This window comes from Bacteroides sp. DH3716P (assembly GCF_025914115.1).
Lineage (GTDB): Bacteria > Bacteroidota > Bacteroidia > Bacteroidales > Bacteroidaceae > Bacteroides > Bacteroides ovatus.
This window is the reverse complement of sequence record NZ_CP083673.1, coordinates 4,163,762-4,180,708: the sequence shown is the minus strand read 5'-3', so window position 1 is coordinate 4,180,708 and position 16,947 is coordinate 4,163,762. Positions and strand designations below refer to the sequence as shown.

The 16,947-nt window shown below is 41.6% G+C and carries 9 protein-coding genes; all 9 read right to left on the bottom strand.

The window, feature by feature from the left end; all coding sequences use genetic code 11:
• Nucleotides 1-11: 11 nt before the first annotated feature.
• Nucleotides 12-2,687, bottom strand: coding sequence for a glycoside hydrolase family 2 TIM barrel-domain containing protein (locus KQP79_RS15755; protein ID WP_138343206.1), 2,676 nt, complete (start codon nt 2,685-2,687; stop codon nt 12-14).
• Nucleotides 2,688-2,706: 19 nt separating this feature from the next.
• Nucleotides 2,707-5,061, bottom strand: coding sequence for a TIM-barrel domain-containing protein (locus KQP79_RS15750; RefSeq protein WP_138343207.1), 2,355 nt, complete (start codon nt 5,059-5,061; stop codon nt 2,707-2,709).
• 8 nt (nt 5,062-5,069) lie between these two features.
• Nucleotides 5,070-6,863, bottom strand: a complete 1,794-nt coding sequence (locus tag KQP79_RS15745; protein ID WP_099145960.1) for a glycoside hydrolase family 71/99-like protein — start codon at nt 6,861-6,863, stop codon at nt 5,070-5,072.
• 57 nt (nt 6,864-6,920) lie between these two features.
• Nucleotides 6,921-7,934 (bottom strand): DUF6528 family protein, encoded by a 1,014-nt coding sequence (locus tag KQP79_RS15740; protein WP_004304969.1) that lies wholly within the window; start codon nt 7,932-7,934, stop codon nt 6,921-6,923.
• A gap of 57 nt (nt 7,935-7,991) precedes the next feature.
• Nucleotides 7,992-9,548 (bottom strand): hypothetical protein, encoded by a 1,557-nt coding sequence (locus KQP79_RS15735; RefSeq protein ID WP_128857335.1) that lies wholly within the window; start codon nt 9,546-9,548, stop codon nt 7,992-7,994.
• A gap of 389 nt (nt 9,549-9,937) precedes the next feature.
• A complete protein-coding gene (locus tag KQP79_RS15730) occupies nt 9,938-11,500 on the bottom strand; it encodes a hypothetical protein (RefSeq protein WP_004310455.1) in 1,563 nt (520 codons plus the stop codon).
• 28 nt (nt 11,501-11,528) lie between these two features.
• Nucleotides 11,529-12,140, bottom strand: coding sequence for a fasciclin domain-containing protein (locus tag KQP79_RS15725; RefSeq protein ID WP_004310456.1), 612 nt, complete (start codon nt 12,138-12,140; stop codon nt 11,529-11,531).
• A gap of 14 nt (nt 12,141-12,154) precedes the next feature.
• The gene (locus tag KQP79_RS15720; RefSeq protein ID WP_004310457.1) at nt 12,155-13,624 is read right to left on the bottom strand and encodes a RagB/SusD family nutrient uptake outer membrane protein; all 1,470 of its coding nucleotides are present in this window, start codon (nt 13,622-13,624) and stop codon (nt 12,155-12,157) included.
• Nucleotides 13,625-13,637: 13 nt separating this feature from the next.
• The gene (locus tag KQP79_RS15715; protein WP_008018357.1) at nt 13,638-16,775 is read right to left on the bottom strand and encodes a SusC/RagA family TonB-linked outer membrane protein; all 3,138 of its coding nucleotides are present in this window, start codon (nt 16,773-16,775) and stop codon (nt 13,638-13,640) included.
• Between the last annotated feature and the right edge of the window lie 172 nt (nt 16,776-16,947).

Here is a 16,947-nt window from a genome sequence, read left to right as displayed (position 1 = left end):
AGTGTTTATGATTAATAGTTTCTATAAATACGGATAGCGTTCAGAATAGGTTCTCCTTCTTTTTTATGGAAGTCAACACTCAATCCTTTTCCATCCTTCACCGTTACTACAAATTTCTTGATAACAGCACGGGCATATCCGTAATCACGAGCTATGTTGAAATCATCCAAAACAGTCGTTCCATTCATTGAAATTCCGAAGCTACGGTTTCCGGCAAACGTCTGTTCCGAGTCAGCTCCCAGATTATAAACCAACGCTTCCCTCTCTTTGTCCGACTCCAATTCTGCCCAGTACAAATATACGGAATATTCTCCATTCGGTACATCAGCTTTAAAAGATTTTATTCCAACACGTTGAGTCTGGAAGATTGGATTCATATCCGTTCCCAGAATGTCAATATCCGAACCAAGCATACTGCCGAATCCTGTTTTACGACGATAAGACGTTCCGCCTACAAATCCCCAGCTACCGGGCTTATACTCCTGCTCGGGAATCCATGCTACATTTGCTGTACGGTCTTCAAAATATCTCGGAGAACCCAACATTACATTTATTTCCGTAAATGGAATTGCTTCGTCTTTCAACTGTGAGCCTACCAACTGGAACTGAATCCGGAGCATATCCCGCAATTTGCTATCACCAGCCACGGCAACTGCTTCCAAGAGATTCTCTCCACCAACGAACGGTACGTCGAACAAGGCATAATTATCTTCTACCTTTTTCTTTCCCAGACTTTTATTGTTCACAAACAGCTCTACTTCTTCCGCATTAGAGAATACAGGGACAGACTGAATACATTCTTTCTGTGCAGTATTCACCACTCCCCCACGGCTTTTCCACTCCCGATTACCTATAACAAGTATCGGACGACGTGACAAAGCTGTCTTATAAAACCAATAGACATCTTTCTTCTCCCTGTATAATCCGACAACTCCTTTATTGTTTACATGAGGAACAGCATCGACACGGGATTCGGAATAAAAATCATTCAGATTCCACAGACTGGAACCGGCAATAAACGGACGTTTCATCATTTCACGGAGATAATGTTTATGATACACCAAACCATATTCCTGTGAGAAGTCGAAACGTTCCGGCTGGTAGGAATGAAGTCCCGGATCTACTCCCGGTCCATATTCCGTAACCATCAACACTTTTCCCCTGTATACCTTATGGGCACGGTCGAGCAAACGTTGAAACTCATTGATATCCGGCTCATACCAGCCTTGATACAGGTTCCACCCCTGAATCATCGGAATTTCGGTCAAATGGGCGTCTTCGTAATATTGAGGCATATTATGATAAGCCATCATGGTATATCTTGAAGGATCTTCCTCGCGAATGGTCGCTTCCAAGGCACGGGCTACTTTTTCAGTAAAGCGGTAGTAATCTTCCAATTGCTTGCCTTCGGTATAAGGGCGACGCAGAAAAATCTCATTCATATACCCCCAAATCATAACAGAAGGGCGGTTGAAATCCTGACGTACCATTTCTTTAGCCATCTCAACGGAGTTCTGCAAAAACTCTTCAGTTTCCGTAACAGCATTGACAACGGGGATTTCAACCGAAGTCACAATACCCAGTTTATCACACATTTCCATGATTACAGGATCTTGGGGATAATGTGACACACGCAGGAAGTTCCCTCCCATCTCTTTCAACAACAGTACATCTTGTACATGCAACTCATCGCGCAAGGCATTTCCTTTCTGAAAATAATCCTGATGCCGGGCAGTTCCGATTAGTTTACGTCCTTTGCCATTCAGGAAAAAGCCCTTTTCCGAATCAAATTTAAACCAGCGCAAGCCTAACGGATTCACCACTTCATCCAGCAAAGTACCCTTTTTCTTATCGAGAATACGCGTATATACCATATACCGATAAGGATCGTCTATATCCCACAAACGGGGCGAATCTATTTTTATCTTTTTAGAGATGTCTGTCTTTGTTTCACCGGATGCCAGCTTTATTTCCGCATGAGTCTTTTTCACTTCCTTACCATCCGCATCGCAGATTATATTTTCCACCCTGATTTCTGCAGGTTGGAGTGTATTATTCGTCAGTAATGTAGTAATTTCTACCGAGGCTGCGGAGTTGTTCACTTCGGGTGTACGGATATAAACTCCTGACGAAGCATAATCATTCGTTGCAATGTGTACCGGATTCATAAACTGCAGATAGACATCCCGGTAGATACCGCCAAAGAAAGTAAAATCGGCAGATAAGGGAGGAATATTCGGATTATAGACATTGTTCACATAAATGGCAAACAGGTTTTCCTGTCCATAACGCAAATGGGAAGTGATGTCAAAACAGAAACGGGTATACCCTCCTTTGTGTTCTCCCACGAACTGACCGTTCAGATAAAATCGCACTTCCTGATTGGCTCCTTCAAAATAGATCACTGCCTGACGTCCCTCCTGGCTTTTATCTACAAACAATTGTTTCCGGTACCAAGCCGGTCCCCGATAAAATCCCGGAGTTTCGTCGTCTGCATCTTTATTATTCCATGTATGAGGTATATTGACCGTCTCCCAAGAAGAGTCGTCACAGCCGGCCAGCTGCGCTTCAAACGGAGATCCTTTTGTAAATTTCCATCCGTCGTTGATTGTGTATACCACACGCTGTTGCGCCTGTGCCCATCCCACAATAAACAATAGAATAAAAATATAGAGAAACTTCTTCATAATCGATATATACTTATAATTAAAACTTTATTTTTACTTCTCTACCTGTGTAGACGCACTCTTTGCTATCAAGAGCTGCACCTTCAGGCAGATATAATTTCACATGCATTTTTATTTGTTCCGGCATACCGGGATAAGTTCCCTCACGCAGTCCAATAGTCAATGTCCGTTCCGAATCTTTCCATTGCATCGGCACTTTCGAACATACGCCCTCTTCATAGCGGTAGGAATCACCTTCATCCTCATACCATAAAAAAGCAGCATCCGCTCCTCCATAGATACGCAATTCCAGTTCACGATCGGGATATTCCATCGCATATTGTTTCACTTCTGCCAAAGGCAAGATAGAACCAGCCTTCACATAGAGCGGAAGTATGTCGAAGATATTTGTCTGCATTTGTTCTCTTCCTCCTTCAAAAGCTTCTCCGGTCCAGAAGTCATACCAATATTTACCGCTGTGTTCCGGCAGATAAATACAGATGTTCTTTTCTTCCGATTGCGGATGAAATACCGGACGCACCAATAAGGAAGTACCGAACATATAGGCATTATCAATATCAAATGTCCGGGTATCTGTTGTGAAATCCATTGCCAAACCTCTCAACATGGTATAATTATTGGCGGTTACCTGATGGGACATTGAGTAAATGTATGGCAACAGACGGTAGCGCAGATGGATATACTTCACTTGATTATCATAAGATAATGTCCCCTCTTCACCGAATTGCCAAATTTCACGCGGCACATTCGTACCGTGAGCACGGAAGATAGGAGTAAATGCGCTAAACTGGAACCAACGGGAATATAACTCTTTATAATCATTACTTTTCAGTCCGTCGGGATATTTTGCATCCCGTTCTGTAACAAAGAATCCTCCCGTATCGGAAGTCCAATACGGAATACCGGACATAGACAAGTTTAAGCCGGCAACCAGTTGTTTGTGCATATTCTCCCATGAAGCCGAAACGTCACCCGACCATACGGCTGTACCATAATGCTGTTGCGAGGCAAAGGCGGAACGAGTTAGGATAAATATACGCTTCTGATCGCTCTCGGCGCGCAGGCGTTGATAGAAGTCCTTTAGCATTTCTAAAGAATAAGTGTTCAGATAACGGTGGAAGCTACCCAGATAAGTATTACCAGCTGATTTGGTCTTTTCTTCCTGCTTCAACTGTGTGAATCCATCCCGGAAAGATGGTTCCGTTGCATCCATCCACCAAGCATCCACACCCATATCATAGAGTCCTTTCTTGAGGTATTGCCAGAAAATATCCCTCGCGGCAGGATTGTAGGCATCAAAAACCTTATAACCTGCCCATGTAGGTTCACTAAACAATGCACCGATAGAATCCAAAGACTGATAGACAGCCGTTTCCGGTCCGAATCCGGGCCATACGGAAAGCATAAAATGAACATGGTCCTGTTGATGCAGTTCATCAATAACTTGACGGGGATGATTAAAGTTTGCCGGATGGAAGGTCAGGCTGTTCCAATGAGGTTTGTCTCCCCAATATTCCCAGTCCTGCACAATGTTATCCAACGGAATTCCCCGTTTACGGTATTCTTTAACGACTGCCTTCAATTCATCGAACGACTTATAACGTTCTTTGGACTGCCAGAAGCCATACACCCATTTTCCAAACATCGGCACGTCCCCCGTCAATTCCCGATAACCGGCAACGACTTCATCCATATTCTTGCCATAGACAAAATAATAGTCGGAGGCATCACCTACTTCGGAAGTAAATGAGTAGCCCTCCTTCGTATCTTCAAACTTCGTAGAAGAATAATTATCCCATAAGACACCATATCCGTTGGTCGAAATAAGGAACGGATTGACAATATCCATATTGGCCTGTAACAGAAGTGCGGATTTCCCCCGGTAGTTCATGATTCCATTCTGATACTGTCCCAGTCCGTAAATGGCCTCATCCTCGGTAGGAACAAAGCGTTGAGTGACTTCGAGACATTGTTCACCTCCGGCAACCGAACGTTTGAAGTTCCGTGCCTTCCTATCGCCTTTCTCTTTTAGTAATAACTTACCTGTGGATGTTTCCTGAAAAGTGAAAGCCGCATCTGCCTTATCAAAAGCTACGGAAAGTTCACGGGTGCGAAAGACCAGCTTCTGTCCTGTATCTTCCCATTTATAATCTTTAAAAGCCGGCTTTTCCGAATCGACCACCAATCTTCTTGTTACCAGTGTATCACCTTCAGGAAAAGACAGAATCCGCACGCATCCCGCCGACATAAACTCAACCCGATATTGAATACTGTCAGATACGAAAGCACATCCCCTACCGTCTTCATGAACCGGAGAGGAACATCCGATGCAGGATAGTACAGATAAAACTAATAACCAATTAAAACTCTTCATCCATGCATTTATTTGACTGTGTAGATCGTATAACCCAATGACAAATTACGAACTACGACATTTCCTTTTAAATAGAAAGTAGGCATATTGAATCCATTCACGATATTATCCTTATACAATTCTACTTTTGCGCTTTTCCATTCACCTGTATTGTCGGTACGTATCCGGGATACAATTTTAAACGGCTCTTTCGGTTCGCGCTGTGTAGATGAACGTATAAAAAGAGATTCATTTCCCTTGTCCAGGTATTCAAAATAGAGATACCCTACATAGTTATTCATTTGTAATTTGGAAACCAGCTCTTTGGGCAAAGAGATAGAGAGAGTTTCTTCGGCACTGTAACCACCGGATTTTCGCTTTCCCTGAATCTTCATGTCCGACTCACGCAAACGCATCATCTCAACCGCCAAAGCGGATTTTGCCGTCTTGACATCATTTTCTATTTGTGACAACAAGCCTATTGCCACCGGATAACGTCCCTGGCTAATCAACAATGCCGCCTTATCGAGCGAACGTTGACAAGCGGATACGTCCATCTTCGTCTTTTCCAGGAAACGGGCTTCTTTTCGCAGCCGGAAAAGCATTAAAGGTAAGGTTAATCCACGCTCGTCCGCCTGTTCGTCTTTGAATTCCGCCGCATACTTTAAAGTCGTACGTAGTTCACGGTCACCGTTTTCAATGGTCGGCTCTATTTCGTGTCCTTCGGTATAGTCACTCCACGAAGCGATAAACATCATGTCCAGACTGTCCTTCTCTGCCATACAGAACTTCCACATACTTTGATAAGTTTCTCCATTGTTACGTGGGATATAATAGAAGTGTCCACGTCCCCAGCCTGCACAGCCCCGGTTATCCATTCCCGGCATGGCAAATCCCGACTTAATGGTATAAGCAGGATTGTTACTATGCCAAATTGAATCACGGAAAGGTTTCATAAACTCAATAACATCATCCTGTGTGGCATAATTATCCCATTCAGCATGTGCCTGATCTCTTGTGCGAACACGGGCAGGAAGCCATGCAGTCGGTATTTCTCCCACTTTTTCCCAAGCATCCATATCATCACTGCGGGTGACGGGAATGTATTTATCATTTTCCAGTTTTCCCCAATCCGCCCAACGGCGTAAGGCAACGGGCTGCCTCATTCCTTGCGGAAACTTCACTTGTGATAACACTTTCTTGTATTCATCGACTTTCGCTCCGGGACCGAAATGATAAAAAACAGGCATTCCTTTCACCATAGGAGCAGTCGGACCTGTGAAGACACTATCTACCAGATATTGATAACATTTAGCCATGTATTCGGTCTTTGCCTCACGGGTGTTAACTTCCGGATAAATCTTCGTAATCCAGTCATAATATAACCAACCGTCGCACCAGTTTACGCCGATTTCAAAGTCATACTTTGCTGCCACTTTCTGCATCTCACGCAGCAAGATGTCATTTTCGTGAGGCTTGAACCCCCATTCGATAAAGAATCCATCTATCTTAGCCGCTTTTGCCGACAATATCTGATATTCGATATAATCGGGATCGAGATTGGACTGCATTCCGACTTGGGGATAAGCCACTGCCGCTATCTCATGCCGCCCTTCACTATCTATCAGATCGGCATTATAACACAGCGACTTCCTTCCGGTACTTGATTTTTCCGTATTGGCATACATTTCCCAACGGCCCAACTTTCCGTCATGCTGCCGGGTGTAACGTACACCGTGGAAGTCGGCATACACTTTCTTTCCGTTTTGCGCCAAAGCCGGTAATGCGATAGATACCAATAAAAAAAGAAGAAGTTTCCTCATTGTTCCAAACTTAATTATTCAACTTATATATTTTATCAATCTTCGGCTATACTTAATTTAATCTTCGCCCAATACGAAATCATGCTTTTCCGGATAACTGAAAGTATTGTCTATCATCCAACGACCTTTATAAATCTTAGCTCCATCCATCTTGAAAAGTTCTTCTCCCTTCTCATTTACAAGTCCTTCTGCCCACCATTCTTCAGTCGGTTTCAGCATCAGGATTCCGTCCGGTCCGTTGCAGATGCTTTTTATATCGGCTATGCTGTAAACTTTCTCGCAAGTAGGTTCAGTAGAGTCATTAGTCGTAGCGTCGGTAACTCCAGTCAAATCAAACTTATAGACAGCCGAAGCAGCAGTAAGCCATAATTTATCTTCTTCACCATATACCGGGAACAAATCATGCCCACCCGATTCATTGCTGAATGTATAAAGGGTAGTCTGATTTATTAACTTGGGATTACTCCGGTTGCCATCGTACTTAAAACGGAATAATGCAGTCACTCCCTCTTTTTTGGTAGCTGTAGCATAAAGATACGATCTTTTCTTATCCCAAACAACATTATGCGCATTACCCAACTTCACCGTATTAGCTTTTGCTCCCAATACCTTAACCGTGTCAACCACAAAGGTATTGATTTCACCGGATTTAGATTCTGCCGTCACGATATTTCCATCGGGCAATACCTCCGCAGAGTGGGGATTCTGTCCGCAATTTGCGTAGAACATTAATTTATGATCGGACAAACGGATTAAAGCCACAGCTCCGCCGGAGGCAGTCATCAAGATATAGCGTCTATTGAAAACCGGTTTTACTTCACTCGGATTAACAAACCAACCCTGCTGTGCAGCAGGAACACAGGCAGTATAAGGATCCCAACTCCAAATATTGCGGTGCGTCTCCGCATCTCTGATGACAATAGCCCGTCTGGATTGTTCCGCCAGTACATAAGCCTTTTCCGGAAGTTGAAAGATTTCATTTTTTACTACAGGAGCGGCATCATCATCGGAACATGCTCCCAAAGCTATATTAAATCCTAAAAGGATTGCAAATAAACTAAACTTCTTCATGGTCATAACTATTTTAATTCTAAATATTCAATTTGTCTATTTAAAGTTTCCGTCAATCTATTGAACCGATTTTGTATCGTAATAATCGATCAATGAATGAACTGAAAGATTCAACTGCCGCATCTGCGACAGAAAAGATTCATAAGGTTCGTATTCGATGGAAACCACTCCTTTATTAGAAGCTTTTCCGTTAGAATCGTAACCATCATTATACTCAAAATGTACCCAGCCCACACAGTTACGAGTTTCAAGCAAACGAAGACAGAAGTTCTGATAAAACTCACCTCTATTTTTTTGTGTATGCACCAGCCAGCCACCTCCTTCAGTATTAGCATATCCAGTTCCCTGATAACTGGCATCTTCCGCTTTTATATAGAATTCTGAAACTAAAAAAGGTTTCGCTCCACACCAGATTTTCAGGTTTGCCAAGAAATCTGCCTCCGGTTGCCAACGTGCATAATAGTTGACGGAAACAAGATCGCAATAACGAGCACACGCTTCCACCACTTTCTGATTATATTTACTCCAATCATGCAGACGTGTTCCCAATATCAAATGCTCTTTATCATATCGCCTGACGGTAGCGGTGGTCAACTGATAATAATAATCAGCAACCATCCCCCGGAAGTCTTCCTGATTTTTCTTGGTTATCACTCCGGTAGAAGCTATACCGTTATCCCGCATAAACTTTTCTGCATACTCACGAGCAGCTTTATAGCGTTCGGGCAAAGACAAGAAATGTTTCAGATCAATTCCTCGCAAAGGGTCAGCATTCTGATAACTGGCAAATGGCAACTCATTGTCAAGATAGAAACCTATAAAATGCCGGTCACCGGCAAATAAAGCTGACTTCTCTTGTACAAGACGATCTATGTACGTAGCAAATGTGGGTTCAAAAAGAAGAACTAAGCGATTATATTTGTCATCATCAAACGCGTAGCCCAAATTCTTACTCATATCCCACATAAAGGTACGAAGCAGATACAGATTCTCTGCATAAGCAATCTTTTGCGTCTTAGGGGTCAACAAGTTACCACGTACTGCAGCAGGAAATACTTCAATACGGTTCGAGCCATACGAAATATAGTTTATATGATTGCCTGCTAACAGTTTGCCAGTCTCTTCACTCCATTGCGCCTCACTACCGTATCGAGTACCGAAAGCCTTCTTATGAGCAGTAGATTCTCCCGGACGAACATGCTGAATTCCATGAATGATAACAGCTCCATTATCCGGATCGAGCAAATAAGAACGGCCTCCACAATAAGCCACTCGGAAAAAGCCTTCTTTTCCAACCACAGATGAAGGTTGCAAACCGATTCGTCCTCCCCATGCAGTCCGGCTATAACCCGAAGAGGGAGTATACCAATTCATATTATCAATGGTACGTGTTTCCCTTGAATCTGCCGTTGTCCATGCCTGGAAAGTTCCGTTCTGCCACTTCCGGTATTCTACATTCATAAAAGTATATTCATCTTTTTCCAAAGGAGTATCTTCTCCTTCCGGTTTCAAAGGTTCTATTTCGTTGGAAGAGGAGGAACAGCTAAACGTCAACTGCATCAGTCCGACCAAAGATAAAAAGAGGAAATACCTATATATTATATGTTTTCTCATATTACTTTCAGCTACTGCACATTATTACTTAACCATCGTATTTGTTATCAGTCGCATCTTTCGTATACTCTATCTACGGTTCACCGGGATAGCTGTTACTAACTCTCGCGTTGGCTATTAATAGAAAAGTTATTCTCTACAAGGAGAGAACTTCCTTCCCCCTTGTTGCAAACTTCTTTTATCCTTATTATAAACTATAAACGCAAGCTTTGTTTTTATAATTGCAAGTTTTGTTTTTATAAACGCAACTTGCATTTATAAAAACGGAAGCTTCATTTATAGTTTGTATCGGACAGAGAGCAACTTTACTCCTAATGAAAGGGAAGTTTAGTCTTAATAGAAAAGAAGTTTTCTATTAAGACTTCAGGCGGTAGGTAATACTACCCTGCTTACTTCTTCTTAGGGAATTTGATTTCAACAGTTAATACACGAGCTGTTGTATCTCCGGGCTTCAGTACACCTTCACCAATAGATGGTGTCATACTAATGATTTTCATCACTCCGATTCTGTTTCCACCTGCTGCAGAAGTCGATGCTGTTTTAAAGGCAATAATATCTCCCTCCGCTATAGGAATCAGTTCTTCTTTCACAATCAAACTAGCTGATATTTCAGAAGCTATAGAAGTAACTGTTGCATTATCATAATCAAAGCCGGAAAGTTTAGCTATCATAGTCTTATTCTTCACAGCCGCGGTGTTCAAAGATACCCCACCGGAGCCTGTATATTCATTTGTTTTTGTAGCATTTATAGAATACAGACGAGGCTCTGAAGGAACGTCCTTACCTTTTCCCATACAATAGAATTTCAAATCAACATTCTTCGCATTATCCGCACTAGCTAATGCATAATCAACAGAATACGTTTTTAAATCTTTGAAAGATAACAAACCATAAGCATCCGGATATTTTTCGTGCGCACTATTAGCAAAAGTCTTACTAGATATATTCACTGTGGCAACATCCATATTTACATATGCTTTCACAGTTCCGACAGCTTCTTTTCCCACTCTCCCATCAGAAACCACCACTTTAATTTGAGACGTAGTTTCAGTAAAATCAATTTCCGGAGTGTAATCCAATTGTTTCTCACCATTCTTCTGTTCCCGTAAGACTTCGATTTCCTGTCCGTTTTCAATACGGTAAATAATTACTTCGTGAACTCCTCGTACAGATTCGACCTTCACCGGCACTCCCTGTTTTGCATCTGTTGTAGCAAAAATAGGCAATTCAGGCAAAGTCAATACAGGTATTGGCACTGTTCTATATTCCACAGGTAAAGTTGAAATGGTCACATTATCATATATATCCACTGCTTTTACTTTGAAACCTTTATCGCCTTCTTTGTAATTAATCATCTCGTCATACGAGAAATCCTTTTTGCCATTCAGTTCCACACTTCCTTTTGATTCCTGTCCGGTGGCAGATACCAAATACACTTCCACAACCTTCAAGCCGGCTTCCGAAACAACTTCGAAAGTAGTACGGGGAATTACCGGATTTTCATCCATCTCATCATATACAATCTCTTCCGGATCGAATGTAATGACAGGACGTGCCATTACATCGGTAACAGCAATTGGTAAAGTCCCACTCGTAACATGATTCAGTTTATCTGTAGCTTCAATGATAAAAGCTTCATAATTTGCATTGTACTCCAAGTTTTCAGACAAGCTATACGAGTTGGGATTGAAAAAGTCGGTTACAGTTTTATATTCTGTCACTCCCTCCACCGTCTGCAATTTCATTGTCACGCTCTGAAGCCCTGCCTGTGATTTAATAACAGCCACTACCGGCAGATTGTCTACTTTATTCAAATCAACGTCCAGCTGCTCCATAGGAAAATTAATCACAGGAGCCGCTGCATTAGGATCCAATCCATCATTATCGTCGCCACAGGCAGCAAAGCCCAAGCAAAGTCCTAATATTAATAAGGTATATATTTTACGAATCATAATTAGTTCTCTTTTTAATTAACTGTGGTTATTTGGAATATTTGCAATAGTTCTCAAATATATGAATCACACCGTTTGTCGGCAGAATATTGCTAGTCTTAGCTTGTCGTTGCGGAGATTTTCCGTTGCTTCCGGTCTGATTCACCAGAATCTTACCTACTGCAGCCTGCCATGGATTTTTCCAAACAGACATTGTCATCAATCCAGTCTCACCTTTCAGCATAGTTAAGACGAACATCGGTTCTACCTGCAATTGCCCATAAGAACTATATTCTCCATCTACAATATGATAAAGCAACATATTCTTCACCTTTTCTTTATCACAATCTGTAATGGAAGCTACGCCTGCAAATTCATTCTCCCGATAAAGCTGCATACCGGCATTATTCAAAGCCAGAAAAGTATATTTATTATCAGTCTGGGTATAATAGTCCTTTAAGCCTGTATATTCAATAGCTGCTATCAACTCCGAGAACATATCTTTGTGATCCTGAAAATATTCCCACGCTGTCACTTTTACATACGGATCATCCACCGAAGGCTCATAATCATAGTTCTTTTGCAAGTCCAGATCACAACCGGTCAATGCCAAAATTGTCCAACAAAAGAAAAGAGTCTTATATAATATTGTCTTTTTCATTGCTTCTACCTTTTTTAGTTGTTAGTATTACCATAATACGTATTCTGCACAATCTTCGGATTTTCCAAGATATGTGAATAGTGGATCGGGAAAAGTTCATTGCCATCCTGCTCCATTCCGTTAATAGGTTTCATCACTTCCTTCCACTTTTCGGTACGCAGTAAATCAAACCAACGGCGTCCTTCGCCAGCTAACTCCACCTGACGTTCACGCAAGATATAATTGACTACCTCTTCTTCTGAAGCAAAATCATTTTCAGTCAGTGTATTCAATCCGGCACGGTCACGTACAGTTTTTACTAAATCCAAAGCTTCCCCCCATTTTCCCTGATGAGCACGAGCTTCAGCTTGCAACAACATCATATCTGTGTAACGATAGATTGGATAGGCTACTTCGCATGTCTTATTCAAAGAGTTACTGATGTCACCTGCCATATATTTACGCAATTCATTTCCATTTTGGTAATTCTTCACCGTATAATCTTTGCGTAAATCACCTTTCATATCCTTTTCATCAAAGATACTCATAAACTTATCAGACATGACTGCCGCACGATTCCCTGAACCGGAAAACCATTGATACATGTAACTGTAACCATTCGTGCCGACTTCATCCATGTTGAAATGAACAAGGAAAATAAACTCTCTGGAGTTATATTCATCATTTTCCGGTGTATCATCAGAAGGTTTATTAGTCAGCTCTTCCGTAAACATGGTATGCCAAGTAGCAATGTTAGGTTCGAAGTCTACAAAACGACCGCCCTTTTTAGAAGCGATAGTCGCCATCTTATCGATGGTCTGGTCGGCCAGATTATATTCTTTAGCCCACATATAAGCATCCGCCATGATGGCCCATACGCCACAGATAGAAATGCGTTTGCGTTCGTAATTCTTGTTACGGTTAATCAGGCTTTCCGCTTTCTTCAGGTCCGGAAGAATGACATGTTCCAAAATGTAGTTTTTATCCGTACGCTCTTTGTAGATGGCTTCCGAATACTTTTCAGTAGGTTCTGTAAACAAAGGTACGTCTCCCCAAACACGGATAGCATAGAAGTAGGCCAAAGCACGCAATGCATAAGCTTGTCCGAGATAGTCATTTCGGTCTGCCACATCAGGCATACTGATATTAGGAACATATTTAATAGCCAGATTTGCCTGGTTAATCATCTGATACAGAGTCGTCCACTTTGCACATTTCTCATCCGTAGACATTAGGTTGTTGATAACACGTGCCTGATCGGCCATTACCGGTGCTCCGGGAGCTACATTATCCGAACGGAACTCCCCCCAATAGAAATAGTTCTCCCGTAAAGTGGAACGTAACAATCCATAGATTTCATTTATACCTGCCTTAGCGTCACGGGCAGTCTGCCACATGTCACCTGCCGGAATTTCACTTACCGGTTCCTCATTCAGAAAGTCTGAACAGCTATTCAACGATAGAGCCAGGCATACAGCTCCAACAAAATATTTTATATTCTTCATACGATATCTTCAATTAAAAGTTTGCAGAAAAACCAATACCATATTCTCTCTTTCTCGGATAACGGTAAGAGTCTTTACCTACCTGCAGAGGATTGTTGGTAGAGAATTCAGGATCGAATCCCGAATAGTTGGTCCATGTCAAGGCGTTGTTTACAAAAGCGTAGATATTTATATTCTTCAACATCAGCTTCTTTATCCAGTTTTCAGGAAGATCGTATGCTACACGTATGTTCTGCAAACGAATAAATGAAGCATCTTCCAGATAGAACGAGTTACCCATACGGGCATTGTTGTAATCATCATTATACGGACGCGGATAGATTGCCTGGTCACCCGGATGCAACCACATATTATGGATGACTTCCGGTGAAGGAGTAGTTCCGGTGTATTTGAACATATTACGATTATGTTCGGCTGCATTATAAATCTGTCCTCCCAATGAATAATAGAATCCTAAGTATAAACTCAAATTCTTCCAAGTCACCGTTGTATTCAAACCACCGGTTACATCAGGCATGGCATTACCGATCACCATACGGTCATTATCATCAATCACACCGTCACGGGTTCCTTCCGGTTCCTCCCAGTTGTAATCTCCCCCACGGAACGGTTTGCCGTTCGGCAACGTTTTCTGACGGATATTACCTGCATATTCCTTTCCATCCAACAAATATTTGTACTGGAATACACCATTCTCAAACACCGGAGTCAGTTGTTCCCATTTATCAGTAAAAGCATTCGATTCGTCGTATGCAAAGACACCGGCGCTTTTAAATCCGTAGAAGTCACCCACACGGCCACCTTCCTGCATCCACCAGATATCACCTTCCATATATGCCTTACCTTCAGACAGCTTCTCAATACGGTTGACGTTTCTGGAGATATTGAAAGAAGCATTCCACTTCCAGTCCTTCGTGCGGATAATATCACCGGTAACAGCTATTTCAAAGCCTCGGTTACTCATTTCACCGACATTGGTTTTCATATATGCAAAACCGGATTCTTTAGGCAATTGGTAGTTTGCCAGCAAACCGTCTGTATATTTATCGTAATAATCGGCAGTGATTGTCAAACGGCTATTCCAGAAATTCAAGTCCAGACCAAGGTTGAATTGTTTAGTTTCCTCCCATTTCAGATTGTCTTTACCGATACGAGTCGGAATAACGCCACCCACTCCGTCATAAATAGAATTCGGAGAATAAGAGTAGATATAGTCGTAGTTGCCGATTGCTTCGTTACCCGTGATACCGAAACTTGCACGGATCTTACCATCTTCGAGAAACTTTTTCGAGAATTTCATGAATTTCTCATCCGAGAAGCGCCATCCCACAGATACGGAAGGGAAATTACCCCATTTGTTCTCTTTGGCAAAACGAGAAGAACCGTCACGACGCATAATGGCATTGAGCAAATATCTTCCTTTATAATCATAAGTCACACGGGCAAAAATGGAAGCCATAGAGTGATTGCTTAATGTGGAGCCTGTAGATGACAAATCCAGGTTTGCGGCAAAAGCATTCATTGTATAGATAAAATCTGTAGACGAGTTTATCCCCACAAATGTTTCGTTTTCATAACGCCACTGCTGTGCACTAACACCTACCATGGCCGTAAAATTATGATCTTTTATTTTGCGTGCATAAGTAAGGATGTCTTCATTCATCCAGTTCCAGTTCAGGTAATTATAAGAATAACCTTTATTCTGTTTCTGCCATTCGTCGGTGATAAGACTCGGTTCGAGTTTTTTGCGTTTATCCAGATAGAAGTTGGCATTAATATTGGCTCTAAACTTCAAATACTTGTTGAATTTGATTTCAAAGAACTGGAAGAAGTTAGCCTTATAAGAATCAGTAAAGTCGGTGGTATAATTGACCTGCGCAATAGGGTTCTTCTGACCGTTAAACACTCCGACCAAAGAGCCATCCGGATAATAAGTATTGAAATAAGGACGACGAGTCAACACTGCGCTCAATAAAGTACCTTCATTCAGACCTTTCTTTTTAGAATAAGTCAAAGAAATACGGCTACCCATATTCATCCAGTCTGTCGGTGAATAATCGGAGTTGATACGAGTATTTAATCTCTGGAAACCTGTATTGGAAATAATACCTTTCTCATTATAATAACCGGTATTGATGAAATATTTCAGTTTCTTTGTACCACCACCTACACTGATATCCACCTGATCTTTTTGTGCAGTGCTTGTAATCATGTCCAGATAATCGTTATCCACATTAAAGAAAGAGTTCAACGGATCATTCAGTATATCACTACTTTCATCCGGATTACCTCCGCCGTATGTTTCAAAATACTCTTTACGATATTGGTCGTACAACAAACGTTCTTTACGGTTTGCCTGTGGCACCTTGTGAGACAATGTACCCCATGAGTGATTATACTTGATATCAATACGGGCTTTACCTTCCTGCCCACTTTTAGTAGTGATAATAATCACACCGTTCGCCGAACGGGAACCGTAGATAGCTGCAGAAGCGGCATCCTTCAAAATCTCCATAGAAGTAATATCATTGGTATTGATACCATCGATACTTTCCAAAGGCACACCGTCTACGATATAAAGAGGAGTAACCCCTTCGGCAGAGAAAGTGGAAGTACCACGAATTTTGATAGAAGAAGATTCACCGGGCTGTCCGGAACCGGACACCACCTGTACACCGGCAGTAGTACCCTGCAATGCTTCAAAAACATTAGTAGCCATTTTTTGCTCAATGGCCTCGCTTGAGATGGAAGTAATAGCTCCTGTTACATCACGCTTTTTCATCGTACCGTAACCCACTACCACTACTTCGTCCAATAGCTTAGAGTTCTCTTCAAGCGTAATATTCATTGTTTTATCTTTCACTACCACATCTTTAGGGGTATATCCCATGAATGATACAGTCAAAGTAACTCCCTTCTTCGAAACATTCAATGAGAAATTACCATCTAAATCTGTAATTGTTCCATTAGATGTTCCCTTTTCCATCACATTGGCGCCAGGCAAAGGAAATCCTGTTTTATCCACAATAACTCCCTTCACTGCAAACCCGCCTTGAGCATAAGCCGGATTGACAAGGAAAAAGAGACTCAAGGAAATCAAAAGGAACGACTGAAGCAACCGCACTTTTGTCCTACTCTGCAAATTTTTCATAACTAGAATAAAATTAAATTGGTTAATTATCAAGGTTTTACTCACTACTTAATTAATTGGGGAAAATATATTGATTCTCTCCAATAAGATGTTGTCTTTTATTTATTATATGGATATTTGTCTTTCATAATACTACACAATAATTATTATATTAGAATAAAGATTACACAGC